Source organism: Streptomyces sp. SID13666, from assembly GCF_010548325.1.
Lineage (GTDB): Bacteria > Actinomycetota > Actinomycetes > Streptomycetales > Streptomycetaceae > Actinacidiphila > Actinacidiphila fildesensis.
In genome coordinates, this window is the sequence record NZ_JAAGLX010000031.1 from 35,371 (window position 1) to 60,515 (window position 25,145).

At 71.6% G+C, this 25,145-nt stretch carries 22 protein-coding genes and 1 pseudogene; 9 read left to right on the forward strand and 14 right to left on the reverse strand.

The genetic code is table 11. The features are described from left to right. Window positions 1-53: 53 nt before the first annotated feature. The 5 genes from G3I60_RS30565 to G3I60_RS30585 form a co-directional block, all read right to left on the reverse strand. A complete protein-coding gene (locus tag G3I60_RS30565; RefSeq protein ID WP_164295388.1) occupies window positions 54-443 on the reverse strand; it encodes an Imm7 family immunity protein in 390 nt (129 codons plus the stop codon). 6 nt (window positions 444-449) lie between these two features. Continuing rightward, window positions 450-1,067, reverse strand: a complete 618-nt coding sequence (locus G3I60_RS30570; protein ID WP_239070446.1) for a hypothetical protein — start codon at window positions 1,065-1,067, stop codon at window positions 450-452. Further along, window positions 1,060-1,755 carry a peptide-methionine (S)-S-oxide reductase MsrA gene (gene msrA / locus G3I60_RS30575; protein ID WP_138352168.1) on the reverse strand — a complete coding sequence of 232 codons (696 nt, stop codon included), beginning with the start codon at window positions 1,753-1,755 and terminating at the stop codon, window positions 1,060-1,062. Before msrA ends, G3I60_RS30570 begins: the two co-directional genes overlap by 8 nt. Window positions 1,756-1,827: 72 nt before the next feature. Continuing rightward, window positions 1,828-2,892 carry a DUF4034 domain-containing protein gene (locus G3I60_RS30580; RefSeq protein WP_164295387.1) on the reverse strand — a complete coding sequence of 355 codons (1,065 nt, stop codon included), beginning with the start codon at window positions 2,890-2,892 and terminating at the stop codon, window positions 1,828-1,830. Between the two features lie 4 nt (window positions 2,893-2,896). Then, on the reverse strand, window positions 2,897-4,462 hold the full coding sequence (locus tag G3I60_RS30585; RefSeq protein ID WP_164608019.1) for a M48 family metalloprotease: 1,566 nt from the start codon (window positions 4,460-4,462) through the stop codon (window positions 2,897-2,899). A gap of 111 nt (window positions 4,463-4,573) precedes the next feature. Between G3I60_RS30585 and G3I60_RS30590 the strand changes: the two genes are divergently transcribed. Continuing rightward, window positions 4,574-5,737, forward strand: a complete 1,164-nt coding sequence (locus G3I60_RS30590) for a cystathionine gamma-synthase (protein WP_164295385.1) — start codon at window positions 4,574-4,576, stop codon at window positions 5,735-5,737. A gap of 81 nt (window positions 5,738-5,818) precedes the next feature. On the opposite strand, the gene G3I60_RS30595 is transcribed toward G3I60_RS30590, so the two are convergent. The 3 genes and pseudogenes from G3I60_RS30595 to G3I60_RS30605 all read right to left on the reverse strand — a co-directional run bounded on the left by G3I60_RS30595 (window position 5,819) and on the right by G3I60_RS30605 (window position 7,335). Beyond that, window positions 5,819-6,067, reverse strand: a complete 249-nt coding sequence (locus tag G3I60_RS30595; protein ID WP_164295384.1) for a hypothetical protein — start codon at window positions 6,065-6,067, stop codon at window positions 5,819-5,821. A gap of 212 nt (window positions 6,068-6,279) precedes the next feature. Further along, window positions 6,280-6,705, reverse strand: a pseudogene (locus G3I60_RS30600) (sigma factor-like helix-turn-helix DNA-binding protein); the annotation flags it as partial. Window positions 6,706-6,813: 108 nt separating this feature from the next. After that, a complete protein-coding gene (locus G3I60_RS30605) occupies window positions 6,814-7,335 on the reverse strand; it encodes a MarR family winged helix-turn-helix transcriptional regulator (RefSeq protein ID WP_138352162.1) in 522 nt (173 codons plus the stop codon). A 132-nt stretch (window positions 7,336-7,467) separates the two neighbouring features. Between G3I60_RS30605 and ilvA the strand changes: the two genes are divergently transcribed. From ilvA to G3I60_RS30620, 3 genes are all read left to right on the forward strand, one after another. Next, on the forward strand, window positions 7,468-8,694 hold the full coding sequence (ilvA, locus tag G3I60_RS30610) for a threonine ammonia-lyase (protein WP_138352161.1): 1,227 nt from the start codon (window positions 7,468-7,470) through the stop codon (window positions 8,692-8,694). 199 nt (window positions 8,695-8,893) lie between these two features. Beyond that, window positions 8,894-9,862, forward strand: a complete 969-nt coding sequence (locus G3I60_RS30615; RefSeq protein ID WP_164608021.1) for an ATP-binding cassette domain-containing protein — start codon at window positions 8,894-8,896, stop codon at window positions 9,860-9,862. Beyond that, a complete protein-coding gene (locus tag G3I60_RS30620; protein ID WP_138352159.1) occupies window positions 9,862-10,716 on the forward strand; it encodes an ABC transporter permease in 855 nt (284 codons plus the stop codon). Before G3I60_RS30615 ends, G3I60_RS30620 begins: the two co-directional genes overlap by 1 nt. A gap of 132 nt (window positions 10,717-10,848) precedes the next feature. Here G3I60_RS30620 and greA read toward each other — a convergent pair whose 3' ends face one another. After that, window positions 10,849-11,355 carry a transcription elongation factor GreA gene (gene greA, locus G3I60_RS30625; protein WP_138352158.1) on the reverse strand — a complete coding sequence of 169 codons (507 nt, stop codon included), beginning with the start codon at window positions 11,353-11,355 and terminating at the stop codon, window positions 10,849-10,851. Window positions 11,356-11,487: 132 nt separating this feature from the next. Next, the gene (locus G3I60_RS30630; RefSeq protein ID WP_138352157.1) at window positions 11,488-11,898 is read right to left on the reverse strand and encodes a DUF4307 domain-containing protein; all 411 of its coding nucleotides are present in this window, start codon (window positions 11,896-11,898) and stop codon (window positions 11,488-11,490) included. A gap of 114 nt (window positions 11,899-12,012) precedes the next feature. Here G3I60_RS30630 and mca point away from each other — a divergent pair, with 114 nt between their 5' ends. Then, window positions 12,013-12,885, forward strand: coding sequence for a mycothiol conjugate amidase Mca (gene mca, locus G3I60_RS30635; protein ID WP_138352156.1), 873 nt, complete (start codon window positions 12,013-12,015; stop codon window positions 12,883-12,885). 15 nt (window positions 12,886-12,900) lie between these two features. Continuing rightward, a complete protein-coding gene (locus G3I60_RS30640) occupies window positions 12,901-13,179 on the forward strand; it encodes a hypothetical protein (RefSeq protein WP_138352155.1) in 279 nt (92 codons plus the stop codon). 135 nt (window positions 13,180-13,314) lie between these two features. Here G3I60_RS30640 and G3I60_RS30645 read toward each other — a convergent pair whose 3' ends face one another. Further along, entirely contained in the window at window positions 13,315-16,569 is a 3,255-nt protein-coding gene (locus G3I60_RS30645; RefSeq protein WP_164295382.1) for a tetratricopeptide repeat protein, read from the reverse strand. A gap of 435 nt (window positions 16,570-17,004) precedes the next feature. Here G3I60_RS30645 and G3I60_RS30650 point away from each other — a divergent pair, with 435 nt between their 5' ends. Next, window positions 17,005-17,433, forward strand: coding sequence for a hypothetical protein (locus G3I60_RS30650; protein ID WP_164295381.1), 429 nt, complete (start codon window positions 17,005-17,007; stop codon window positions 17,431-17,433). A 246-nt stretch (window positions 17,434-17,679) separates the two neighbouring features. Then, window positions 17,680-19,716 (forward strand): thioredoxin domain-containing protein, encoded by a 2,037-nt coding sequence (locus G3I60_RS30655; protein WP_164295380.1) that lies wholly within the window; start codon window positions 17,680-17,682, stop codon window positions 19,714-19,716. A gap of 6 nt (window positions 19,717-19,722) precedes the next feature. Here G3I60_RS30655 and G3I60_RS30660 read toward each other — a convergent pair whose 3' ends face one another. From G3I60_RS30660 to G3I60_RS30670, 3 genes are all read right to left on the reverse strand, one after another. After that, a complete protein-coding gene (locus G3I60_RS30660; RefSeq protein ID WP_164295379.1) occupies window positions 19,723-20,370 on the reverse strand; it encodes a TetR/AcrR family transcriptional regulator in 648 nt (215 codons plus the stop codon). Next, window positions 20,367-21,995: a DHA2 family efflux MFS transporter permease subunit gene (locus G3I60_RS30665; protein WP_164608023.1), complete on the reverse strand. Its 1,629-nt coding sequence runs from the start codon at window positions 21,993-21,995 to the stop codon at window positions 20,367-20,369. The genes G3I60_RS30660 and G3I60_RS30665 overlap by 4 nt, the downstream gene beginning before the upstream one ends. A 282-nt stretch (window positions 21,996-22,277) precedes the next feature. Next, complete coding sequence (locus G3I60_RS30670) at window positions 22,278-22,976, reverse strand: hemolysin III family protein (RefSeq protein ID WP_138352149.1); 699 nt, start codon at window positions 22,974-22,976, stop codon at window positions 22,278-22,280. Between the two features lie 273 nt (window positions 22,977-23,249). Here G3I60_RS30670 and G3I60_RS30675 point away from each other — a divergent pair, with 273 nt between their 5' ends. Next, window positions 23,250-25,061, forward strand: a complete 1,812-nt coding sequence (locus G3I60_RS30675) for a phosphoenolpyruvate carboxykinase (GTP) (RefSeq protein ID WP_138352148.1) — start codon at window positions 23,250-23,252, stop codon at window positions 25,059-25,061. The last annotated feature ends 84 nt before the right edge of the window (window positions 25,062-25,145 follow it).

Consider the following 25,145-nt stretch of genomic DNA (forward strand, 5'->3'; position numbering starts at 1 on the left):
GGATCGCGAGGGTCGTTGGCGGTGGTGCGGGACAAGCGCAGCCGTGATCGTGGTCACGGATCTTCGATGGTGGGCCGGACGGGGGACAGGAACGGGTCCGGTTGCTCGGTGAGGGCGCCGCGGGCGAGGCGGTGGACTCGGAAGGCGTTGGGGTTCTGCGGGTCTTCGTCGTCGTACGTGTGGAGCAGACCGTAGGAGCCGGGCGCGATGCGGCCGACTTCCGTGAACAGGTCGATGATCTCCGGGCCGTGCAGTCCGGAACGGTTGGGGTGGCCGGCGATGTGCAGCATCCAGCGACCGTTCATCGCGCGCAGGTCGGCCAGGTAGGGACTGTCCATGCGATCGAGGAGTGTCCGCACCTGGCCGAGGAACGCGTCGCAGGGAGTCTCGTCCTCGGGGTCGGGACTCCCTACGAGCGTGATCCAGCCGTGGTACTCGAACACGTCGTCTCAGCAGCCTGAGGGATGGCTGGACAGCCAGTTCCTGTGCTCGTCGCGTAGGGCGTCCCGCTCCTGGGGCGTTGCCAGGATGACGTCGGCCCCGCCGTCGTAGGGGTGGTGGATCCGGCGGAGATCCGTATCGGTTACGAGCACGCCGGCCAGTTCGTCATCCGCCACGTGCCGGAGCAGCGTGTCGATGCAGCCGCTCTGCCACGGGCGCCGGCTGACGTAGAGGTGCGCGTGAACGTCGGAGTCGAGGTCGGGATCGTCCACGTCCGTGAGCGTCATCCAGTGGGAGGCGCCTGGGTCTGCTGTGCGGCGGCTTGCGGGGTGCTCCGCTTCAGCGGGCGGTGCTGACCAAGCCATCGTCACCACGAACACGTCGCCGCCGGCGAACAACCCGTCCAGGACCGTGTTGTACCGGTCCAGGACGGTGGTGTACTCGTGCTCGTTCTCCGGGTAGCGCTTCCCCCCGGGGAGGCTGTGGAAGCGCACCCACCGGTCGTTGTAGACGCTTCGTAGTCGGTGCGCGACCGGCGGGCCCAGCGGCCGTCTTTCCCGCCACAGCGCGGACAGGGCTTCGCTGTCGAAACCGACATCCGCGCCGGGCGGGAGTGGGTCAGCCATCTGCCGGGGCGATTCCGGTCGGGCAGGAGCGGCCCCAGTTCGTCTCCGAGGGGGAGTCCAGGTTGACGCCGGTGCCGCCGATGCCGCAGTAGCCGTCGGGGTTCTTGTCGAGGTACTGCTGGTGGTAGGGCTCGGCGGGGTAGAAGGGGCCGGCCGGGAGGATTTCGGTGGTGATGTCGCCGTAGCCGGCCTTGGTGAGGATCTGCTGGTAGGCGTCGCGGGAGGCCTGGGCGCCGGTGAGCTGGTCCGGGGAGTGGGTGTAGACCGCGGAGCGGTACTGGGTGCCGGAGTCGTTGCCCTGGCGGTTGCCCTGGGTGGGGTTGTGGGACTCCCAGAAGACCTTCAGCAGCTCGGCGAAGGACACTAGCGCGGGGTCGTAGACGACGCGGACGGCCTCGGTGTGGGCGGTGAGACCGCTGCAGACCTCGTCGTAGGTGGGGTTCGGGGTGTGGCCGCCCTGGTAGCCGACGAGGGTGGTCCAGACGCCCGGGGTCTGCCAGAACTTGCGCTCGGCGCCCCAGAAACAGCCCATCCCGAAGTCCACGACCGCCAGATCGGCGGGGTACGGGCCGGTCAGCTGCTTGCCCAGCACGGTGTGCCGCGCGGGCACGTCGAATTCCGGCTCCGGGCGGCCCTTGAGGGCCTCGTCGGCGGAGGGCAGGTGGTTCTTGTGGCGGTTCAGGAACATGGGGGGTTACTCCTCCGGGGTCGGCTCGCTCTCGGAGAACGTCTGAGCGGGCCGCAGGATTCCGTGCGCCGGTTACTTCGCCCGCGCGAACGACAGGTTCCGGATGGCGCAGTAGAACTTCGCCGGGTCCGGGTGGTTGCGCCAGGGGTAGGCGTCGACCCAGCCGTCGACCAGCCGGAACTCGACGACGGCCTCCTGATAACGGTTCTGCTTGTACAGGAAGTACGCGAGCAGATGGCGGGCGTACCGCAGCTTCAGGTGGCCGGCCGGGGCGGCGGCCACATCGGCCAGCAGGGCGTCGACGAGGGACCTCATCTCCGGCGTGCGGTAGTCCTTGTCCACCGCGTCGCTGTTGTGGTGCTCGAACCAGCTGATCAGCGGCAGCACCGTCAGCAGACTGCCGGCCGGGGCCGCGGCGACCGCGTCCGCGTCCGCGTCCGCGTCCGCCGCGAAGCTGTTCGCCAGCTGCTCGGAGCCCCGCCACTTCGCGCACCAGTACTGAAGAGCCGAGAGATGCGCGGAGAAGTGGTGCGGCGCCCGGCTGTCGATCTCCGCCCACAGCGCGCGGAATTCCTTGTGCGAGTAGCCGAGACCGATCGCGACCCACTGCTCGCTCATGTGCGCGCAGGGGTCCTCTGGAGCCAGCCGCACAGCCTCGCGGGCCGCGGTCTGAGCCCGGAGCAGAACGCCGTGGAACCCCTGGAACTGCTGCTGGGTGGTCTGGCTCGCGAGGAGCCCGCCGCGAATGTTCCAAGCCAGTCTCACCAGTGCCGACGCCTCGACGACCGCCGCAGTCGGGTCGTCCGGCCGTTCGGCCTGCCAGGCCTTCAGCCAGGTGTCGTCATCGGCGGCGTCCTTGCCCAGGGCGTTCGCGAGGCTGTCCCGCCGCTCCCAGTCGTCACCGGTGTCGTCGAGCAGCTGCGCGGCGGGCACCCAGTCGCCGGACCGTACGGCGGCCAGGACCGCGTCCAGCTCCGGGTCCGGGCCGGAGCGCTTGGTGTTCTGCCGATCCTGCGGCAGCAGGCCGGGCTCGGGCGGCGTGGTGGACACGCCTCCGGCTCGGGACGCCTTGAAGCGCCGGACGAGCCAGGGGGTCACCCAGAGCAGGACGGGGATGAGCAACAGCAGTCGTGCCATGCGTTCAGGGCTCCTGGATGAGGGGAAGTGCGCCGGCCAGGAGCTCGCGCAGCGGCCCGGTGTCGGGGTCGTCGGTGACGGCGGCGTCGAGGGCCTCGGGGAGGGCTTCGTCGTAACCGTCGGGGAGGGTGAGGCGGGCGGGGGTGGACCAGGAGAGCGTCCAGTCGGCCTTGCCGGCGTCGGCGAGGGTGACGCAGGTCAGCATGGACAGGCCCGAGCGCAGCGCGGGCCGGGCGAATTCGCGGGCCGCGCGGCCGGTGACGGCGGCGGCTTCGGGGGATTTGGGGAGCCGGTCGGCGATGGCCCACAGCCGGCCGGCGTCGATGGCGTCCAGGATCTCGTCGAGGCTCGCGAGGCCGCGCTCCGCGGCGTGACCGGCCCCCGCCGCGGCCTGCTGGAGCGGCCGCGCGCCGGCCCGGAAGGCGGCGAGCCCGGCCTGGCTCGCGAGGGATTCCCAGCTGACGTGCCGCATCCTTGCCGCGCCGGCCGCGAGCGTCGCGGTCTCCAGGGCGGCCAGTACCCCGTCCGGGTCGCGCAGCAGGGTGAGGGCGGACGGTGCGTCGGGATCGTCGCGCACACCGTCGTCGGGGAGCGCTTCGAGCAGGCGGACGCGTTCGGCGATGGGCGGGTGCGAGTCGTAGGGGGAGTGCTCCGGCTCGGGGAGCTCCGCCCGCAGTCCCGCCAGCTCGGTGCGGCGGTCCGGGTCGGCCAGCAGATGCCGCAGCCCGCCGTAGAACTCGCCGGTGGGCGGGAGCAGTTCCACGTCCCAGCCGAGGGTCGCGTAGCGGCTGACGTAGAAGTCGAAGGCGGCGTCCAGGACCGGGATCTCGCGCAGTGCGCCGGCCGCCGCGTCGCGGCCCACGATGCGTGCGGCGGCACGGTCGGCGGCGAGCTCCTGGCGGCGGCCGACGGACTGGGAGGCGCGCATGTAGAGCTTGGCGTAGCCGGTGTAGATCCTGGCCAGCACCGCGTGCGAGGCGCTGTCGTTCGCCGCGGCCTGTACGTGGAAGGACTCGATGGTGCGGACGACGCTGTCCCGGCCGCGCATGGTGATGCCGGCGAGGCGGGTGTCGCGGTTGCTGTAGTGGCCGAGTTCATGGGCGAGGACGGCGCGCAGGTGGGGGACGCCGAGCCCGGTCATGAGCGGTACGCCGAGGAACAGCCGGCGCCGTCCGGGCAGCAGGCCGAGCAGATGGGCGCGCTCCGAGACACCCGCGTTGACCTGGCCGGTGAGGGTGATGTCACGGGGCGGGCGGGTGCCGGCCTGCCGCGCGAGGTCACGCACCTCGGCCCACAGCTCCGGCTGCTGCGTGTCGTCCACGGTCAGCCCCGGGGGGCCCTCGTCGCCCTTGCCGCCGCGGAACATGAACACTTTGCGAATGATCGGGAAGGTCAGCAGCAGCGGCACCACGAGCAGCTTGCCGAGGAAGAGCAGGGCGAGGTGCCCCTGGAAGGACTCGTAGACGATCACGCCGAACACGCCGGCCAGCACGGCCAGCAGGCCGGTACTGAGGACGTAGAAGCCCGCGAGCAGCACGAGAGCGCGCAGCGCGCGCAAGGTTGCGCCCATTGAAGAAGGTCCCCCCACAGGACAAGAGTTCGAACTCGAAGCGGGATCATACGGCGCGGGGCAGCACCCGGACCAGGCGGTTACCGGGCCCGGGCGACTACGCTCGGCGGAATGAGCGACCACGACCAGCAGCACCAGAATTTCGAAACCCTCGCGATCCACGCCGGTCAGGCGGCGGACGCCCAGACCGGCGCCGTGGTGACGCCGATCTACCAGGTGTCGACGTACAAGCAGGACGGAGTGGGCGGGCTGCGCGGCGGCTACGAGTACAGCCGCTCCGCCAACCCGACCAGAACCGCGCTGGAGGAGAACCTCGCGGCACTGGAAGGCGGCCGGCGCGGGCTGGCCTTCGCGTCCGGACTGGCGGCGGAGGACTGCCTGCTGCGCACCATCCTGTCGCCCGGCGACCACGTGGTGATCCCGAATGACGCGTACGGCGGCACGTTCCGCCTGTTCGCCAAGGTCGTCGAGCGCTGGGGCGTCCAGTGGTCGGTGGCCGACACGTCCGACCCGGCGGCCGTGCGGGCGCAGCTGCGGCCGAACACCAAGGCGATCTGGGTCGAGACCCCGTCGAACCCGCTGCTCGGCATCACGGACATCGCGGCGCTGGCGGAGATCGCCCGCGGCGCCGGCACCGGCGTGCGGCTGGTGGTGGACAACACGTTCGCGAGCCCGTACCTGCAGCAGCCGCTCGCGCTCGGCGCGGATGTCGTCCTGCACTCGACGACGAAGTACATGGGCGGGCACTCCGACGTCGTCGGCGGCGCGCTGATCACCGGTGACGCGGCGCTCGGCGACGAGCTGGCCTACCACCAGAACGCGATGGGCGCGATCGCCGGGCCGTTCGACGCCTGGCTGGTCATGCGCGGCATCAAGACGCTGGCGGTGCGCATGGACCGGCACAGCGCCAACGCCACCCGGATCGCCGAGATGCTCCAGTCGCACCCGAAGGTGTCGCGGGTCCTGTACCCGGGGCTGGCCGAGCACCCGGGGCACGAGATCGCCGCGAAGCAGATGAAGGCGTTCGGCGGCATGATCTCGTTCCAGGTGAACGGTGGCGAGGAGGCGGCCGTCGCGGTGTGCAACCGCGCGGGCCTGTTCACGCTGGGTGAGTCGCTGGGCGGCGTCGAGTCGCTGATCGAGCACCCGGGCCGGATGACGCACGCCTCGGTGGTGGGCTCCGCGCTGGAGGTCCCGGCGGACCTCGTACGGCTCTCGGTGGGCATCGAGTCGGTCGACGACCTGCTGGCGGACCTGACCCAGGCGCTCGGCTGATCCGTCCGAACCGGCTGATCCGTCGCTGTGGGCACCTGGTGCCCGAGCCGTCGTGAGGGCACCTGGTGGCCGGCCGAGCCGCTACCAGGTGTCCACCGGCGGCGTGGTGTCGAGCGGCTGCGGGTCGGGCCACTCCAGCACCGCGAACACCACGCCCGTCACGATCGCCGCGACGAGCAGCAGCCACAGCAGCTGGTGCACGAAGCGGCGCCGCCGCAGGATGCGGCGGCCGCGCTCGGCGGCCCGTTCCGCCAGGTCGGCGGGGACGTAGGGGTGCGGGGTGTCGAGGACCCGGCGGACCTCCTCCTCCTTGCGGTCCGGGGGCATCATGACGCCGCTCCCTGGATCTCGTCGGCCGCGGAAGAGCTCTCGGCCGGAGTGTCCGACGAGGACGCCGATCCCCCCGCCGATCCCCCGGGCGGACCCCCCGCCGATCCCCCGGGTGGACCCCCCGGCGGGTTCTCGCGCGAGTTCTCCGCCGCGGCCTGTTTCCTGGCCTTCTCCGCCGCCGCACGGGCCTCGGTCACCGACCGGGCGGGAGCCGGCGCCGGGCGGCTGCGCAGGGTGGCCGTGGCACGGTTGCAGATGGCCCGTACGCGCTCCACAGGCAGTCCCAGCTGCGCGGCGGCCTGTTCCTCGGCGACGCCCTCGAACAGCCGCAGAACGACCACCAGCCGCTCCTGTGCGGTGAGCCGGTCCAGCGCCCCGCCGTGCGGCCGGCGCCACCAGGGCCGGTACGCGAAGCGCCGTACGAGCTCGGTGCGGGCCTGGTCGTACGGGTCCTCGGAACGCATCCGGAACCAGTTCGCGTACGTGTGCGCCAGGACGGTTCCCAGCAGTTTCTCGGCCGCGGCCGGGTCACCGGTGAGCAGGGTGGCGGCGTGCAGAAGCCGTCCTGCCGCTCCTGCGGTGAACGCCTGAAACTCGACGTCCCGTTGGTACTCCGCTGCCGCCCGGCGCGTGCCCACGCCGCCAGTGGACGTCAAGCAGGCGGTTCAGGTCAAGAGCTCTGCGGGTGCGGGGTGCGCGCGGCGGCCGGGCAGGACCGGCTCGAGCGCCGGCCCGGGCGTCGGGACCTACTCGTCGGCCGGTCCCGACTGCACCGTCGTCGCGTGCCACTCGGACAGCGCCAGGTTGAAACGCCCGAGCAGATCGCAGAACATCTCCCGCTCGTTCTCGCTCCAGCCCTCGGTGACCTGGGCCATCAGCTGCTTCCGGGAGCTGCGGACCTCTTCGAGCCGGCCGAGGCCGCGCGGCGAGAGGGCGAGCACGACGGCGCGGCCGTCCTCGGGGTGCGAGGTGCGCTTGACGAGGCCGGTGTCGACGAGCGGCGCGACCTGGCGGGTGACGGTGGAGGAGTCGATGCCCATGCCCTCCGCGAGCGCCTTCACGCCCATCGGGCCTTCGCGGTCGAGCCGGTTGAGCAGCAGGTAAGCGGCCCGGTCCATGGAGTTGCGGGCCTTGCCCACACCGCCGAGGCGGGTCTGCTCCGCGCGCCGGGCGAAGAGAGCGACCTGGTGCTGGAGCCGCTCGAAGAGTTCGGTGGGCCCCTCCTCGTCGAGGGGGGGAGAGGAGGGCGACTCCGATGGATTGGGCATGGCCGGAAGCTCGCGTTCTGTCGGTCCTGCGGAGGTTGGGAGAAGAGTACGCGGAGAGGGTCACCATGAGACCCATCCCGCACAAACCGTGCTCCGGCGGTGACACGGGACCGGAACTGGGACACTGGGCGCATGGACAGAGCGGCGCCCGCAGTACCCCACCCGATCACGCTCGACGACGTGCGCGGGGCCCACAAGATGCTGTCCGGGGTGGCCAGGGTGACCCCGATGGAGGGCAGCCGGTACCTCACCGGTCTGGTCGGCTCCCCGGTGCATCTGAAGTGCGAGAACCTGCAGCGCACCGGCTCGTTCAAGGTGCGCGGCGCGTATGTGCGGATCGCCGGCCTGACGCAGGAGGAACGATCCGCCGGGGTCGTCGCCGCGAGTGCCGGCAACCATGCGCAGGGCGTCGCGCTGGCCGCGTCACTGCTCGGTGTGCGGTCCACGGTCTTCATGCCGGTGGGCGCACCGCTGCCGAAGATCGCGGCGACCCGCGACTACGGGGCCGAGGTGCGGATGCACGGACAGGTGGTGGACGAGACGCTGCGCGCCGCCAAGGCGTACGCGGAGGAGACCGGCGCGGTCTTCATCCACCCCTTCGACCACCCGGACATCATCGCGGGCCAGGGCACGGTGGGCCTGGAGATCCTGGAGCAGTGCCCCGAGGTGCGGACGATCGTGGTCGGCATCGGCGGCGGCGGGTTCGCCGCGGGTGTCGCGCTGGCGGTGAAGGCGCTGCGTCCGGATGTGAAGGTGATCGGCGTGCAGGCGGCGGGCGCGGCGGCGTATCCGCCCTCGCTGGCGGCCGGCGAGCCGGTGGCGCTGGGCGCGGTGGCGACGATGGCCGACGGGATCATGGTCGGCCGGCCCGGCGACATCCCGTTCAAAATCATTCGCGAACTGGTCGACGAAGTCCGTACCGTTTCCGAGGACGCTCTTTCCAGCGCGCTGCTGCTGTGCCTGGAGCGGGCGAAGATGGTCGTGGAACCGGCCGGGGCGAGCCCGGTGGCGGCGCTGCTGTCCGATCCGGACTCCTTCGAGGGCCCGGTGGTGGCGGTGCTGTCCGGGGGGAACGTGGACCCGTTGCTGATGCAGCGGATCCTCCGGCACGGGATGGCCGCGGCGGGCCGCTATCTGTCCCTGCGGCTGCGGGTGACGGACCGTCCCGGTGCGCTGGCGACGCTACTGGCGGTGTTGTCAGAGGCGGACGCTAACGTCCTGGACGTGAGCCACGTGCGGACCGACCCGCGGCTGGGACTCACGGAGGCGGAGGTCGAACTGCACCTGGAGACCAAGGGGCCGGAGCACTGCGAGGCGGTCGAGGCCGCTCTGCTGGGGGCCGGCTACATGGTCATCTGACGTCCGCTCCGGGCCGAGGTGCCCGAAGATTTCGGGAACCCTGGTCTTGACGCGATATATCGCATGCGCCATGCTCGCGATGTGTCGCGTTTGGACTCTGTGTGTGCGGGCCCGGACGCCGGCCGAAACGGCTCGCGGCCGCCCGCGAACCTCGCGAACACCGACACCAGAGACCTATCCCCGGATTGGGAGTAGTCACATGCCAGGCGCGATCTACGCCGAAGGTCTGGTCAAGACCTTCGGTGACGTACGGGCATTGGACGGAGTGGATTTCGACGTCCCGGAAGGCACGGTTCTGGGACTGCTGGGCCCGAACGGCGCCGGCAAGACCACCGCCGTACGGGTTCTCACCACCCTGCTGCAACCGGACAGCGGTAACGCCGTCGTGGCCGGTATCGACGTGCTCAAGCACCCCAACGAAGTCCGCCGCCACATCGGCCTGTCCGGCCAGTTCGCGGCGGTCGACGAGTATCTGACCGGCCGTGAGAACCTCCAGATGGTCGGCCAGCTCTACCAGATGAAGAGTCGTGACGCGAAGCTCCGCGCGGCCGAACTGCTGGACCGCTTCAACCTCGCGGACGCGGCCGACCGGCCCACCAAGACGTACTCCGGCGGCATGCGCCGCCGGCTGGACCTCACCGCCGCGCTCGTCGTCAAGCCGCCCGTGATGTTCATGGACGAGCCCACGACGGGCCTGGACCCGCGCAACCGGCAGGTCATGTGGGAGGTCATCCAGGACCTGGTGGCCGGCGGCACGACCCTGCTGCTCACCACCCAGTACCTCGAAGAGGCCGACCAGCTCGCGCACGACATCTGCGTCATCGACCACGGCAAGGTCATCGCCCGCGGCACCTCCGACCAGCTCAAGGCGCAGACCGGCGGCGAACGCGTCGAGGTCGTCGTCCACGAGCGGGAGCGGCTCGCCGAGGCGGAGGGCGTCCTGCGCGGCTTCGGCAAGGGCGACACCAAGACCGAGGATCACACCCGCCGGATCACCGTCCCGGTCGACGGCGGTGCCAAGCTGCTCGCCGAGGTCATCCGCGATCTCGACGCCCGGGGCATCGAGATCGACGACATCGGGCTGCGCCGCCCGACCCTGGACGATGTGTTCCTCTCGCTGACCGGCCACGAGGCCGAGGTCGCCGCACCGGAAGAGGAGGCCAAGTGATGGCCGTCATCGACGCGAAGCCCACGACCACGCTCGCCCCGCGGTCCGGCGGCGGGGTCATGCAGTCCGTCCGGGACTCGCTGGTCATCGCCAAGCGCAATCTGATCCGGATGACCCGCATCCCGGAGATGATCATTTTCGGGCTGATCCAGCCGATCATGTTCGTGGTGCTGTTCACCTACGTGTTCGGCGGCTCCATGAAGGTCGGCGGCAGCACCGACCCCAACACGTACAAGGAATTCCTGATGGCGGGCATCTTCGCCCAGACCGTCACCTTCGCCACGGCGGGCGCCGGCGCGGGCATCGCCGACGACATGAACAAGGGCCTCATCGACCGCTTCCGGTCACTGCCCATGTCGCGCGGCGCGGTCCTCACCGGACGCACTCTCGCCGACCTGGTGCAGACGATGCTGACCGTCGTCGTGCTGGCCGTCGTCGCCCTGATCGTCGGATGGCGCGTCCACGAGGGCATCCCCAAGATGCTCGGCGCCTTCGGGCTGCTGCTCCTGCTGGGCTACGCCTTCTCCTGGATCGGCGCGCTGATCGGCCTGTCGGTCCGCACCCCGGAGGCGGCCACCTCCGGCGGTCTGATCTGGCTGTTCCCCGTGACGTTCATTTCCAACGCGTTCGCGGACACCACCAACATGACGCCCTGGCTGCGCCACATCGCCGAATGGAATCCGTTCAGCGCCACGGTGCAGGCCTGCCGGCAGCTGTTCGGCAACCCGGGCGTCTCGCAGTCCAGCGCCTGGCCGATGCAGCACGCCGTGTGGGCGTCGCTGCTCTGGTCCGTCCTGATCCTCGTGGTGTTCCGCACCCTGGCGGTGCGCAAGTACCGCTCCGCGACCGCCTGACCCGGACGACCGCCTGACCTGACCCGTAACGCGGAACGGGCTCCCCGCCGTACCCACGGCGGGGAGCCCGTTCTGCGGTGTCCCGGAAGGTGTGTCCCGGAAAGTGTGTCCCGGAAGGTGTGTCCCGGAAGGTCAGCCGCGGTGCGGCTTGACCGAGAGGATCTTCACGGAGGACTTCTTGCCGTTCGGCAGCTCGTAGACGGCGTCCTCGCCGGCCTTCTTGCCGCTCACGCCCTTGCCCAGCGGGGACTGCGGCGAGTACGTCTCCAGGGTGTCGCTCACGTACTCACGCGAGCCCACCAGGAAGGTCATGGTGTCGTCCGGGTCGCCGTCGAAGGCGATCGTCACGACCATGCCGGGCGCGACCACGCCGGTGTCGGCCGGCGCCTCGCCGACCTTGGCACGCTCCAGCAGCTGGGTCAGCTGGCGGACCCGCAGCTCCTGCTTGCCCTGATCCTCGCGCGCCGCGTGGTAGCCGGCGTTCTCCTTGAGGTCGCCCTCCTGGCGGGCTTCCTCGATCTTGGCGATGATCAGAGCGCGTGCCGGACCCGACAGGTACTCCAGCTCGGCCTTCAGCTGGTCGTACGCCTCCTGGGTCAGCCAGGTGACGCTCTCGCTGGTCTGGCTGGTCTGGGTCACTGGTGCTCCTCGTAGGTACTGCGTGGGACTGCGTCGAGTGCCTTGCCATCGCGTGGCCGGGCGAAACCTGGAGCTTAACAATTCCGGCACCCACACGGGAGCGGGAAATCGTCAGTGTGTCGTCGTGGCAGGTCAGCCCTGGTCCGCCGGCTTGCAGCCGAGCAGCTCAGCGGTCTCCCCGCGGTGGGTGGTCCGCATGGTGACCACGGTATCGACCTGCTTCTTGTGGTCGCGCATGGTCACGTCCATGCGTCCCACCTCAGTGTGGTCCTTGTCCACCGAGCGCAGCGTGCACACGGCGACCGTTCCGGCGTCCTTACGGACCTCCAGATGGATTTCCACGGCCTGGTCCGAGACGGCCCGGGACTTGATGACCTCGCCGCTCACGTCCGTGCCCGCGACCGAGTGCCAGCCGAACCAGCCGACCCCGCCCAGTGCCAGCACGCCCAGCACCAGGCCGATGATCTTCAGTCGCCGGTCGGCCCGCGCATCGGCGCCGCGTCCGTAGCGCCCTTCGGGCAGCCCCTCGCGCACCGCAGCCATGATCGTTCCTTCCGGTGGGGCCATGGAATTAATTGCCCCCTCGCTTCGGTCACTATAGGAGGCGCCCTTTACATGGAACGAGGGGGCTACTACCGATGACTAGAGGATCCAGCCTTGACTGAGCAGCTGCGACTGATGGCCGTCCACGCCCACCCTGACGACGAGTCGAGCAAGGGCGCGGCCACCATGGCCAAGTACGTGTCCGAGGGGGTGGACGTACTGGTCGCCACCTGCACCGGCGGAGAACGCGGCTCGGTGCTCAACCCCAAGCTCCAGGGTGACCCTTATATCGAGGAGCACATCCACGAGGTCCGCGCCAAGGAGATGGACGAGGCCCGCGAGATCCTGGGCGTCAAGCAGTCCTGGCTCGGCTTCGTCGACTCCGGCCTTCCCGAGGGCGACCCGCTGCCCCCGCTGCCCGACGGCTGTTTCGCCGTGCAGGACGTCGAGGAGGCAGCCGGCGCCCTGGTGAAGCTGATCCGTGAGTTCAAGCCGCAGGTGATCACCACCTACGACGAGAACGGCGGCTACCCGCACCCCGACCACATCATGACCCACAAGATCTCCATGATCGCCTTCGAGGCGGCGGGCGACCCGGAGCGCTACCCCGAGGCCGGCGAGCCGTGGACGCCGCAGAAGCTCTACTACAACCAGGGCTTCAACAAGGCACGCACCGTCGCCATGCACGAGGCGCTGCTCTCCCGCGGCCTGGAGTCGCCGTACGCGGAGTGGCTGGAGCGCTGGAAGCAGTTCGACCGCCCCGAGCGGCAGATCAGCACCCATGTGCCCTGCGCCGACTTCTTCGAGATCCGTGACAAGGCGCTGCTCGCGCACGCCACCCAGATCGACCCGGACGGCGCCTGGTTCCACGTTCCCATGGAGATCCAGCAGGAGGTCTGGCCGACCGAGGACTACGAGCTCGCCAAGTCGCTCGTGGACACCTCACTGCCCGAGGACGACCTCTTCGCGGGCATCCGCACCGCCTAGCGCACAATGGGTACCGTGATTGCCTCCCACGCACTGACCCAGTACGTCCCGCTCGCCGCTCAGGAGCTGGACAACAACAAGGTGACGCCCGGTCTCATCGGCTTTGTGATCTTCGCGGCGATCGCGCTGTCGCTGTGGGCGCTGATGAAGAACATGGGCAAGCAGTTCAAGAAGATCGACTTCGAGGAGGCCCCGGACCCCGCTGCGGCGGCCCCGAAGCCGTCACGGGGTCTGCGGGCACACCGGGAGGCGCAGGCCGCCGCCCGGGCCTCCCAGGACAACCCGGCTTCGTAACGCGCCCAGGCGTCCCAGGACCACCAGGCTTCGTCACGCGCCCGGGCGTCCCAGGACCACCAGGCTTCGTCACGCGCCCGGGCGCCGGCCGGGCCGGCCGCACACCGGCCCGGCGGGCTGTCCTGCCTGCGGCCCTCAGGGCGCCGCCGGCAGCAGGTCCATGACCATGCGCGCGGAGCGCCGCGGCATCATGCCCAGCCGCCACGCCTCCCAGCTGCCGCCGTGGGTGGCCGTACCGCGCTCCAGCAGGACGGTGTAGGCCTCGGCGTACTCCTCCAGATCCGGGTCCCGGCCCGGGTAGTGCGCGGCCAGCAGGGCGCGCAGCGTGTCGGCGGCCTGCCCGGCGCCGTCGTCGGACAGCAGGGGCTGGACGGTGCAGCGGAGGAACACCGCCCAGTCCTGGCCGCGCCGGTCGCCGAGGCCGTGGAAGAGCTCGCGGGCCTCGTCCAGCAGCGTGAGGGCCTCGACGAAACGGTTGTTCCCGGCGTCGATCACGGCGAGCTCCAGGCAGGACCAGGCCTCGCCGTGCTCGACGCCGATCCGCCGGAAGTCCTGCCGGGCGTCCTGGAGCAGCTGGCGGGCGAAGCCGCTGTTGCGGAGGTTGCCGGTCCGGACGGCCCGCTGGTCGCGGGTGACCCGGGCCGAGTGGTGGCGGGCGCAGGCCAGCCCGTACACGTCCCGCATCCGGCTGAACATGGAACGGGCCCGCTCCAGGGTGCGCAGCGCCTGGTCGCCGTTGCCGGACTCCTCCAGCGCGTGCCCCAGGTAGTACAGCGTCCAGGCCTCGCCGCGGGCGTCCTCGCAGGCCCGGTGGCGGACGAGTGCCTCGTCCAGTTCGCGGGCGGCCTCCTGGGCGTTGCCGCGCTGGAGGGTGGCGCGGGCGAGCTGGGTGCGGGTCCACGCGGCGCCGCGCGGGTCGCGGGTCAGCGCGTAGCACTGGCCGGCGCTGCGCAGCTCGGCCTCGCCCTCGTCGACCGCGCCGAGCCGCAGATGGACCTGCCCGAGCTGGAGGTGGGCCCAGGCCTGCCCGCTGACGCTCTCGTTCTGCCGGTGCAGTTCGAGGGATTCCAGGAGCAGCGGCAGGGCCTTGCCGAGCTGGCCCATGTCGCGCAGCACGGCCGCCAGCGCGTGCTGCGTCCACGCCCGGTCCTCGCCGAGCTCCGGTGCGGCCTGCAGCTCCAGGGCCTCGCGGAGCTTGCTCTCCGCCTCCCGCAGGCTGCCCTGGTGGTGCAGGGTGATGCCGAGGCTGCCGAGCGCGCGGGCGGCGCCCGCCGGGTGCTGCGCCTCGAAGTACAGGTCGACGACGGAGCTGAGGGTGGAACGCGCCTTGTCGAGTTCGCCGAGCTGCCGGGCCGCGATGCCGGTGCGCCACTGCACCGACCGCACCAGGATGTTCTGCTCCTCGTCCGGGGCGGCCTTGGACGCCTGCGCCAGCTCGCTGATCTCCCCGAGCCGGTACAGGTCGCCGCGCAGCAGGCAGTAGTCGCACAGCGCGCCGAGCAGGGCCTGGACGACGGTGCGGTCCACGCCCTCGGCGTGCCGCAGCGCGGCGGTGATGAAGCTCGACTCGTCGTCGAGCCAGCGCAGCGCCATTTCGAGCGAGGCGAAGCCGTGTGCGCCGAAGCGCCCGGCCCGGGTGGACGTCTTGCCCTCGACGAGGCGGATCACGGCGTTGGCCAGCTCGGCGTAGCTGCGGATCAGCCGCTCATGGGCGGCGGCGCGCTCGGCCGGGTCCTCCTCGTCGAGCAGCCGCGCGTGCGCGAAGCGGCGTACGAGGTCGTGCGGCCGGTAGCGGCTGCCGCGGATGTGCTCGATCAGTCCGGCCCGCGCCAGCTCCTCCAGCCGGCGGCCGGCCTCCTGCTCGTCGGTGGCCAGCAGTGCGGCGGCGGCCGCCGCGCCGAAGCTGGCCCGCCCGGCGAGCGCGAGCCGGCGCAGCAGCCGCCGGGACGGCTCGGGCTGGTCGTGGTAGCGCAGCGCGAGGATCCGCTCGACGGCCTCCTGCGGGCCGTAGGCCTCCAGGTCGGCGGCGAGCCCGGCGGCCGTGCCGTGCTCCTGCAGCGCCGCGCCGGCTATCCGCAGCGCGATCGGCAGACCGTCGCACAGGCCGCGCAGCCGCTCGGACTCCACCGAGGTGGGCTCGGGCGCCTTCGCGGTCCTGGCCAGCTCGCCCAGCAGCTCATGGGTGTCGGCGGCGCCGAGCGGGCCGACGGGCAGGCTGTGCACCCACGCGTTGGGGAGGTCCAGGGAGAGCGGCTCGCGGGCGGTGACCAGCACCAGCGCCTCGGACCGCTCGGGGACCAGCATCCGCACCTGTTCGGCGTCGGAGGCGTCGTCGAGCACGATCGTCACCGGCGTGCCCGTCAGATGCTTCTGGTACTGGTCGGCGAGCCGCCGCAGATGCTGCTCGTGGTTGGGGCGCTCCCGGAACAGCAGCTGCTCGCGGGGCGCGCCGAGCCGGTTGAGCAGGTGCAGCAGCGCGTCCCGGGTCGGCAGCGGGCGTTCGTCCAGGGCCCCGCCCCGCAGGTCCACCACGCACGAGCCGCGGAACTGGTCGCGCAGCTGGCGGGCGGCGCGCACCGCGAGGGTGGTCGCCCCGGCGCCGGCCGGTCCGTGCAGGACGACGACGGTCGGCTTGCTCTCCGTGGACACCCGGGCCTGGTGCACCCACTGCGCGATCTGCGCGACCTGCTTGCGGCGCCCGGCGAACGGCCCGTCCGCGGACGGTAGTTGGCCGAACGACTGCTCCAGCACGGCCCGGGTCCTGGCGGCGGCGCTGCGGTCGGTGCGGCGCGGCGCCGGAACCTGGTGCCGGCCGTTGGCCGTGGCGGGGGAGGCGGCCCGGGAGGCGGCGGACTCCGCCGTCGCCCGGCTCCGGTGCTGTTCGAGGAAGGGCCGGATGCCGCGCTGCTCCACCGCGTCCAGCCAGCGCAGCCGGTACGGGGCCGGGTCGTCGGCCGCCGCGGGGGAGTCGGGAAGGGGCGTGGCCGTGCCTCTGAGTCCGACGGCCACCGCTCCGACCGCCCCGGCGGCCAGCCCGGTGGTGAGGGACGCCCCGGCCGACAGGTTCTGGCCGATGACGTCCACCGCGAACGCCGTCACCCCGACCGCGCCCGCGGTGATCGCGGCGGTGGCCACCGTCCCGCGCGGGAACCGCCCGGCGAACCCCGGCTGCCCGGCGGGCCCGTCACCGGTGGCGCGCAGATACAGCGCGTACTCCCCGGCGGCCTGCGCCATGATCTCGTCCAGCGAGGCCAGCGCCCGCTGCAGCAGCCGCTCCGCGTCCGCCGGCGTACTGCCGCGTGCCTCCTCGACCACGGCCAGCTTCAGCCGGCTCTCGACCTCCGCCCGGTCCCTCCCGGACGGCTTCGCCGGCTCTGGCGCTTCTTTCAAGGTGCTCCCCTTCGCGGTCACTCACCCGTCACCGGCGTCCTCCGGTGGGTCTCGCGGGGCGGAGCCGGGCAGGAGGTGGATACCCGGCCGATCCACTCAGCCGCTCCACCTCTCCTTACCTCGGGTGGCGGGCCGACAACCCTGTTCCCGTGTGCGGGCGCGGGAGTTGGCGAGCCGTCAGTGGTGACCCGGGCCGGGCGGGAGCCGTGCTGCGCCGGGTGTCTCTCCCCAGCTCAGAACCTGCTCAATCGCTGCTCACTCGGGTTCGCGACCGTCCGGCCGGGGCCGCGGCGGTGTTTGACTGCGCAGGTGTCGAGCGAGAGGGGCGGACCCCGCCATGGCTGACCAGCCTTCTGTGAGCGTCGGCGGTGGTCGCCGGCCGAGTCCGGGGGCTCCCCGCCGGCCCCCGGCGACTCGCCGGCCGGCGCGGGCATCGTGGACGGTGCCACGCTCTACCTGCGCGACCACCGGGACGGCGAGTGGGGCGAGCTGACCGTCACCGACCTGGACGAACAGGTCACCGCGGCACGTGAGCACGGCGGTGTGCGGAGCGCCCGGCTGCGCGCGCAGGCGGTGCTGGGGGCAGGCCTGCTGGTGACCGTCGTCGCCGCCGGGTGGCTCGGGGCGCGCCGGTCGGCCGGTCCCGCCGTGCCGCTCTTCGTCTTCGCCGCGCTCGCGTCGGCGCTGCTCGCCTGGTACGCGACCCGCAAGAACTGGCCGCTGCCGGGCGCGGTCCGCCAGCTCCTGGCGCTGTCGGCCTGCCCGCTGCCGGCCTGCGCCGGACTGGGCGCACCGCTGCACGGGCCGGTGGCCACAGAGCCTGATGCCGTGCGCACCGGCCCTCCCGTGGCCCTATGGCCCTGACATCGCCTCAACCCGGCCTGAACTGAGGTTTCTTCACTCACACAGTTGGGTGCGCCGCCGGCAGAAGCAGGGATTCCGCGAGTGGTCAGGAGCGCGGAACCGGGCAGGAATCCGTCATGGTTGCGTAAGTATTGTTCACGGGCTCCGGATCAACAGGGCCTGGCGTGAGGGCCGGCGGACCAGGCGTCGGACGGTCCGGGATTTCGTGCCGCGCCACCGGTGGCCCCGCGTGGCAGAGTGGGTGCCGTGAACCGACTCGGCACCGCGACATCGCCCTACCTCCTGCAGCACGCCGACAACCCCGTGGACTGGTGGCCGTGGGGTGTCGAGGCGTTCGCCGAGGCCCGTGAGCGCGGCGTACCGCTGCTGCTCAGCGTCGGTTACAGCAGTTGCCACTGGTGCCATGTGATGGCGCACGAGTCGTTCGAGGACGAGACGGTCGCGGCGTACCTCAACGAGCACTTCGTGCCGGTGAAGGTGGACCGCGAGGAGCGGCCGGACGTCGACGCCGTCTACATGGAGGCGGTGCAGGCGGCGACCGGGCAGGGCGGCTGGCCCATGACGGTGTTCCTGACCCCCGACGCCGAGCCGTTCTACTTCGGCACTTACTTTCCGCCCGAGCCGCGCCACGGCATGGCCTCGTTCCAGCAGGTGCTGGAGGGCGTGCACGCGGCCTGGCGGGACCGCCGGGACGAGGTGGACGAGGTCGCCGCGCGGATCGTCAAGGACCTCGGCGAGCGGCAGAGCGCCTACGGGGCGTCGGTGACACCCGGCGCGAAGGAGCTGGACGCCGCGCTGGCCGGTCTGGTCCGGGAGTACGACGCCGACAACGGCGGCTTCGGCGGGGCGCCGAAGTTCCCGCCGTCCATGGCCGTGGAGTTCCTGCTCCGCCACCACGCCCGCACCGGCTCCGAGGACGCCCTGCGGATGGCGGCCGACAGCTGCGAGGCGATGGCCCGCGGCGGCATCTACGACCAACTGGGCGGCGGCTTCGCCCGGTACGCGGTCGACCGCACCTGGACCGTGCCGCACTTCGAGAAGATGCTCTACGACAACGCGCTGCTGTGCCGCGTCTACGCGCACCTGTGGCGCTCCACCGGCTCGGAGCTCGCGCGCCGCGTCGCGCTGGAGACCGCCGACTTCATGGTGCGCGAACTGCGCACGAACGAAGGCGGGTTCGCGTCCGCCCTCGATGCCGACAGTGATCGCGCGGACGGGACGCACGCCGAGGGGGCGTTCTACGCCTGGACGCCCGCGGAGCTGCGCGAGGCGCTCGGCGAGCAGGACGCGGCGTTCGCCGCCGCGCACTTCGGTGTGACACCGGAGGGCACCTTCGAGGAGGGCGCCTCCGTACTGCAACTGGCGGCGGACGGCGCGCCCGGCGACGCGGACCGTGTCGCGTCGGTCCGCGAGCGGCTGCTGGCGGCGCGCGAGGAGCGGCCGCGGCCCGGCCGTGACGACAAGGTCGTCGCCGCCTGGAACGGCCTGGCCATCGCGGCGCTCGCCGAGACCGGCGCGTACTTCGACCGCCCGGACCTGGTCAGGGCCGCCCTGGACGCGGCCGACGTGCTGGTGCGGGTCCACATGGACAACTCCGGCCGCCTCGCCCGCACGTCACGCGACGGCGTCGCCGGTGACAACTCCGGGGTGCTGGAGGACTACGCGGATGTCGCCGAGGGCTTCCTCGCGCTCGCCGCGGTCACCGCCGAGGGCGTCTGGCTGGACTTCGCCGGGCTGTTCCTCGACTCGGTGCTGCACCACTTCACCGCCCCCGACGGAACGCTCTACGACACCGCCGACGACGCCGAGACGCTCATCCGCCGCCCCCAGGACCCCACCGACAACGCCACCCCGTCCGGCTGGACCGCCGCCGCCGGGGCGCTGCTGTCGTACGCCGCCCACACCGGGTCGAGCGCCCACCGCGAGGCCGCGGAGCGCGCCCTGGGCGTCGTGGGGGCGCTGGCGCCGCGGGCGCCGCGCTTCATCGGCTGGGGGCTCGCCGTCGCCGAGGCGGCCCTGGACGGCCCCCGCGAGATCGCCGTGGTCGGAGCGCCCGACGATCCGGCCACTGCCGCCCTGCACCGGACGGCGCTGCTGGCCACCGCCCCCGGCGCCGTGGTGGCGCCCGGCGCGCCCGGCAGCGACGAGTTCCCCCTGCTGCACGAGCGCCCGCTCGTCGGGGACCGCCCGGCCGCCTACGTCTGCCGGCACTTCGTGTGCGACGCCCCGACCACCGATCCGGCCGCACTGGCCGCGTCGGTGGGAAACACGCCCGGAGCGTGAGACCGCCTAGAGGGTGAGGCCGCGCTCCAGCACGTCCAGGGTGCGTTCGACGACGTCCAGGAGTTCGCCCTGCTGGTCGTGCTCGCCCCAGTGCATGGTGGCCTCCTGGAAGGCGCCGAGCACCGCCCCGGTGAAGATCCGCAGTTCCAGGTCGTCCACCGGGCGCCCGGTGCGCTCGGCGAGGACGCCGGCGAGGATCCGGCCGGTCGCCGACATGCTCTCCATGGAGCGGGCGCGGACGGCCGGCACGTCACGGAGCAGCCGGGCCCGCGCGCTGAGGTCCGCCCGTTCCTGCGGGTCCTCGCAGACGGCGCGCAGCGATTCCAGGAAGGCGTGCCGGATCGCCCGGAGCGGGGACTCGTCGGCCGGCCGGGCCCGGATCGCCGCCTCGATCAGCGGGTCGTACTCGTCCGTGAGGACGATGTCCTCCTTGGTGGGGAAGTACCGGAAGACGGTGCTGGGGGAGACGTCGGCGGCTTCGGCGATCCGGTCGACGGGCGTGGCGTCGTAGCCCTGCTCGTCGAAGAGCCGGTACGCGGCCCTGCGGATCGCCTGGCGGGTCTGGATCTTCTTCCGCTCCCGCAGGCCGATCTTCGGCGTGCCGGAGGGGGCGGTGGTCGGGGCGGCCGTCGTACGTGCGGACATGCCCGTCATTGTCCGGCATCGGCGGGCAGCGCGGCCACCGGCGGTACGGCCCCGGATGTGTTTCCGGCCTTGGCGCCCGCCCCGGCACTCGACTCGGCACCCGTCTCGGCGCCCGTCTCGGAAAGCGCCTCGCCGTCCGTTCCGGTTCCGGACCCGGTGGTGGCGTCGGCACCGGTCCTGGGGAGCAGTGTCGCGGTGAGCAGCGCCGCCACGAGGGCGGTGAGGCCGCAGACCAGCAGGACCGTCGTCATGCCGTGCACGTACGCGGCGTCCGCCGCGGCCGCGAGGCGGGTGTCGCCGAGCCTGCCGGCCACCACGTGGGCCGCGACCACGGAGTCGGCGGCGGCGTGCGGCGCCCCGGCGGGCAGCCGGTCGGCGTAGGCGCCGACCAGCAGCGAGCCGAGCAGCGCGATCCCGATCGCGGCGCCCACCTGCCGTACGGTGCTCAGCAGTCCCGAGCCGCTGCCCGCCCGGTCCGCGGGCAGTGCGCTGAGCGCCGCCGTCATGGCGGGGACCACCGCGAAGCCGAAGCCGAATCCCACGATGGACAGCCACAGGGCGGTGAAGCCGTAGCCGGTGTCGACGGTGGTGCGGCTGCCGAGGAACGCCGCGAAGGCGAGCACCACCAGGCCGCCGCTGATCACCGCGCGGGCGCCGAACCGCTGGATGAGGGGCGCGCTGCCCTTGGCGGCGAACATCACGCCGCCCATCATCGGCAGCAGCCGCAGGCCGGTGCCGAAGGCGTCGTTGCCGAGCACCGCCGTCAGATACGGCGGGAGGACGAACATCAGCCCGGAGAAGATGAACATGCCCAGGGTCGCGGCGAGCGTGTTGAGCAGGAACGGGCGGTGGCCGAGCAGCGTCATGTCCAGCATGGGCCGGACCATCCGGCGTTCGCGCAGGACGAGGGTCGCGATCAGCACGGCGGCCCCGGCGAGCATCCCCACCACGACCGGGTCGGACCAGCCGCGGGCGGGCGCCTCGATGATCCCGTAGATCAGTGCGCCGAGACCGGCCGCGGTGAGCGCGGTGGAGACCGCGTCGACCCTGGGCGACGCCGGGTCGCGGGTCTCGGGCAGCAGGAAGACACAGGCGATGATCCCGAGGGCGGCCATCGGGACGTTGATCAGGAAGACCGAGCCCCACCAGAAGTGGTTGAGCAGGAAGCCGCCGATGATCGGGCCGAGCGGCATCCCGAGCGCGGAGGCGGCGGTCACGATGCCGACCGCCTTGGTGCGCTCCTGGGGCGCGAAGAGCGACGGCAGGACGGCGAGGGCGAGCGGCATCACCAGCGCGCCGCCGATGCCCATGACCGCGCGGGCGGCGATGACCGGTTCGACGCTGGTGGCCAGCGAGCCGACGAGCGAGCCGACGAGGAAGATCCCGAGGCCCGTCACCAGCATCCGGCGGCGGCCGAAGCGGTCGCCGAGCAGCCCGGCGGGGAGCATCAGGGCGGCGAAGACGACGACATAGGCGTCCGCCATCCACTGCTGCTCGCCGGTGGTGGCGCCGAGCTGGCCGGCCATCGTCGGCAGCGCCACGTTCAGGATCGTCATGTCGAAGCCGAGCACGAGCATGCTCGCGACCATGGCGCCGAGCGCCCACCAGCGCCTGGGGTCGAGCTGTGCGGTCATGACACTCCTCCGTCAAATATTTAAGAGTTGCTGTCAAGTGACAGTAACTCGCAAAAGATGGGGCCTGTCAATATTCAGATGTGGGCGCCACCGTGCACCGGGTACGCAGAGCCGTACGCAGGCCCGGGTATGCAGAGCCGTACACAGGACCGGGTACGCAGAACCGGGTACGCAAAGGCGCCCGCGACCGGATCGGTCGCGGGCGCCTGACGTGAGTCTGGGGCGGGCCGTTGGGCGGTGCCTTGAGCGGGGCATGAGCCGGAGTCCAGGGCCCCGCAGCGGTTAAGCGTGCTGGTACGCGACCAGCGAGATCCCGACGTAGTGGATGACGAAGGCCGCCAGCGTCAAGGAGTGGAACACCTCGTGGAAGCCGAACCAGCGAGGTGACGGATTGGGCCGCTTGAGTCCGTAGATGACGCCGCCCGCGCTGTACAGCAGACCGCCGACGACCACCAGGACCAGCACCGCGATGCCGCCGGTGCGCAGGAAGTCCGGGAGGAAGAAGACCGCCGCCCAGCCGAGCGCGATGTAGCAGGGGGTGTAGAGCCAGCGCGGCGCGCCGACCCAGAAGACGCGGAAGGCGATGCCGGCCAGCGCGCCCGCCCAGACGAACCACAGCAGCGGGGTCGCCTTGCTCGAAGGGAGCAGCAGGATCGCGAGGGGCGTGTAGCTGCCCGCGATGATCAGGAAGATGTTGGAGTGGTCCAGGCGACGCAGGATCGCCTCGCCTCGCGGGCCCCAGTTGCCTCGGTGGTAGAGGCCGCTCACGCCGAACAACGCGCAGGCGGTGACGGTGAACACGGCGCACGCGATGCGACCCCGAGTGCTCTCCGCGAAAGCGGTCAGCACCACTCCCGCGATCAGTACCGCGGGGAACATTGCGGCATGAATCCACCCTCTGAGGAGGGGCTTCAGCGGTACGGGCGGGTCGAGCTCTTCTACGGCTTGAGACACAGCGGAAGTCTCCTCGACGAGGTCCATAGCGTCAATGCTACCTACGGGGCCGTAGGTTACGGCACCGTAGGTATGGCAGGTGGAAGTGGCGATGCTCACCCTTCGCGCCCTGGACAGATCGGGTTTTCTCCCCCGACACTCATATGAGTGAGGTCGGCACCGGATGAGCGGCCACGTGGCGTCCGGGTCGCAGCCCCCAAGGGGCCGAGGTAGTTCCACCATGCGGACAGCAGGACTAGAGTCCGCAAAACCCTCAAATCTGACGCCGAATCTGTGCAAATTCGGCGGGACGGAGCGATCGTGGCGCGCGAAATTGCGGCTCCCACCAATCACAAGGACCTGATCGCCTGGGTCGGCGAGATCGCCGAAATCACCCAGCCGGACGAGATCGTGTGGTGCGACGGCTCGGAGGCCGAGTACCAGCGCCTCTGTGACGACCTCGTGGCGAACGGCACCTTCAAGCAGCTCGACCCCAACAAGCGCCCGAACTCCTACTACGCCGCCTCCGACCCCACCGACGTGGCCCGGGTCGAGGACCGTACGTTCATCTGCTCCGAGCGTGAGCAGGACGCCGGCCCCACCAACCGCTGGAAAGCCCCCGCGGAGATGCACGAGATCTTCTCGGGCGAGCAGGGCCTGTTCCGTGGCTCCATGCGCGGCCGCACCATGTACGTCGTCCCGTTCTGCATGGGCCCGGTCGGCTCCCCGCTCTCCGCCAACGGCGTCGAGATCACCGACTCCGCGTACGTCGCCGTCGCCATGCGCACCATGACCCGCATGGGCAAGGCCGTCCTGGACGACCTCGGCGAGGACGGCTTCTTCGTCAAGGCCGTGCACTCCGTCGGCGCGCCGCTCGCCGAGGGCCAGGCCGACGTGCCGTGGCCCTGCAGCACCACCAAGTACATCTCGCACTTCCCCGAGACCCGCGAGATCTGGTCCTACGGCTCCGGCTACGGCGGCAACGCCCTGCTCGGCAAGAAGTGCTACGCGCTGCGCATCGCCTCCGTCATGGCCCGCGACGAGGGCTGGCTCGCCGAGCACATGCTGATCCTCAAGCTGACCCCGCCGACCGGCGAGGCCAAGTACATCGCGGCCGCGTTCCCCTCCGCCTGCGGCAAGACCAACCTCGCGATGCTGCAGCCGACCATCCCGGGCTGGACCGTCGAGACCGTCGGTGACGACATCGCCTGGATGCGCTTCGGCGAGGACGGCCAGCTCTACGCGATCAACCCCGAGGCCGGCTTCTTCGGCGTCGCGCCCGGCACCGGCGACGACACCAACGCCAACGCCATGAAGACCATGTACGCCAACACGGTCTTCACCAACGTCGCCCTGACCGACGACGGCGACGTGTGGTGGGAGGGCATGACGGACGAGCCGCCGGCCCACCTCATCGACTGGAAGGGCAACGACTGGACGCCGGAGTCCGGCACCCCGGCCGCGCACCCCAACGCCCGGTTCGCCGTCCCGGCCTCGCAGTGCCCGACCATCGCGCCCGAGTGGGAGGACCCCAAGGGCGTGCCGATCTCCGCGATCCTCTTCGGCGGCCGCCGCGCCAGCGCGGTGCCGCTCGTCACGGAGTCCTTCGACTGGCAGCACGGCGTCTTCATCGGCTCCAACATCGCCTCGGAGAAGACCGCCGCCGCCGAGGGCAAGGTCGGCGAGCTGCGCCGCGACCCGTTCGCGATGCTGCCGTTCTGCGGCTACAACATGGGCGACTACTTCGGCCACTGGATCAAGATCGGCCAGCAGGCCGACGCCGCCAAGCTGCCGAAGATCTACTACGTCAACTGGTTCCGCAAGGACGCCGGCGGCCGCTTCGTGTGGCCGGGCTTCGGCGAGAACAGCCGGGTCCTGAAGTGGATCGTCGAGCGCCTCAACGGTGAGGGCGAGGGCGTCGAGACGCCCATCGGCATCCTCCCGGCCGCGGGCGCGCTCGACACCGAGGGGCTCGACATCTCGCAGGAGGACCTGGACCTGCTGCTCTCCGTCGACCTCGACGTGTGGCGCGACGAGGCCGGCCTGATTCCCGCCCACCTCGAGACCTTCGGCGACCACACGCCGAAGGAACTGTGGGACGAGTACCGCGCACTGGTCGCCCGCCTCGGCTGACCCCCGCCTCCGGCGCGGATCCCCTCTCACGGGGGTCCCGCCGGGCTCGGAAAACCTGAACTCGGGCGGCCCTCCCGCATGTGC